Here is a 1,527-nt window from a genome sequence, read left to right as displayed (position 1 = left end):
CCACATCCTCACCCGGCAACGCCACCGCACCCCGCGTCAACACCACCAGACGAGCATCCGCGGCACCCTCCGCCAACCACGACTGCACCACACCCAGCACCCGAGACACCTCACCCCGCACATCCGCGGGAGCACGACCGACGGCCTCACCCCCCGCGCGCAGAACCCGGAAGAGCTCCGGCTGTGCCTGGTCGGCCTGGGTCAGTTCCGTTGTCTCCCAACCGACGGTGAACATGGCGTCGGTGATGCCGGAGGCGGGGGCGGCGGAGGCGTTCAGACCGGAGGCGGGTCGCACGTGCAGCGCCTCCACGGTCGCCACCGGCTTGCCGTCGCTGTCCGCGATCCGGAGCGAGACCGCCCCGTTGCCTGCCGGCGCGACCCGGACCCGAACCGAGGATGCTCCGGCGGCGTGCAGTTCCACACCCGTCCACGCGAACGGCAGCACCGGCTCTCCCGAAGCGGCACCGCTGACGCCGATGGCGTGCAACGCGGCGTCGAACAGCGCCGGATGGAGGCCGTACGCACCCGCTTCGTCGAGTGCCTGGTCGGGCAGGGCCACCTCCGCGTATGCCTCGTCGGCCAGCGTCCAGGCGGACCGCAGGCCGCGGAACATCGGACCGTACGCGAGGCCGTCGTCGGCCAGCCGGTCGTAGAAGCCGTCCAGCTGGACCGGTTCGGCGCCCTTCGGCGGCCACTGTGTCAGCTCGAACGGTTCCTCGGCACCGGCAGTTGCCAGCACCCCGGTCGCGTGCCGGGTCCACGGGGCCTCGGGGCCGGAGCCGTCCGGACGCGAGTGCATGGTGAACTGGCGCTTCCCATCCAGGGCGTCGCCCCCCGGAGCACGGACCGCGAGTTGCAGCTCCACGGGCATCCGCTCCGGCAGCACCAGCGGTGCCTCCAGCGTCAGTTCGTCGATGCGGCCGAGCCCTGCCTCGTCGCCGGCCGGGATCAGCAGCTCGACGAGAGCGGTGCCGGGGACGATCACCGCGCCGCCCACCGCGTGGTCGGCCAGCCAAGGATGCGTCGCGGTCGACAGCTTGCTGGTGAACAGCAGGTCCCCGGTATCCGCGACTCGCGTGGCCGAGGCGATCAACGGGTGGCCGCCGGTGCCCTCCGGTGTGGCGACTCCGCTGTGGAGCCAGTACCGCTGGCGTTGGAAGGGGTAGGTGGGCAGATCGATGTAGGCCGGACGGTACTGGGCGAGGAGCTGTGTCCAGTCGGGTGACCAGCCGTCGACGTGGAGCGCCGCCATGGCGGCCATCAACGCGGTCGTCTCGTCGTGCTCCCGGTGGCTCGTGGCGACGACCGTCCCCTCGACACTGCCGGCGGCGAGGGCGGTGAGGGTGGTGTCGGGTCCGATCTCCAGGAACCGCGTCACCCCCTGCACCTGCGCGGCGGCGACGGCATCGGCGAACCGCACCGACTCCCGCACCTGACGCACCCAGTACTCCGACCCGAACACCGACTCCGGCTCACCGGTCAGCGTCGAGATCAACGGCAGCTTCGCCGGCTTGTGCTCCACCCCCT

At 71.8% G+C, this 1,527-nt stretch carries 1 protein-coding gene; it reads right to left on the bottom strand.

Annotation, left to right across the window (positions count from 1 at the left end; translation table 11 throughout):
- A partial coding sequence (locus HCJ92_RS24030; RefSeq protein WP_209311539.1) for a polyketide synthase dehydratase domain-containing protein occupies positions 1 to 1,527 on the bottom strand: 1,527 nt, incomplete at both ends.

Source organism: Streptomyces spiramenti (assembly GCF_012034385.1).
GTDB classification, from domain to species: Bacteria; Actinomycetota; Actinomycetes; order Streptomycetales; family Streptomycetaceae; genus Streptomyces; species Streptomyces spiramenti.
This window is presented reverse-complemented; position numbering and strand designations above follow the sequence as displayed.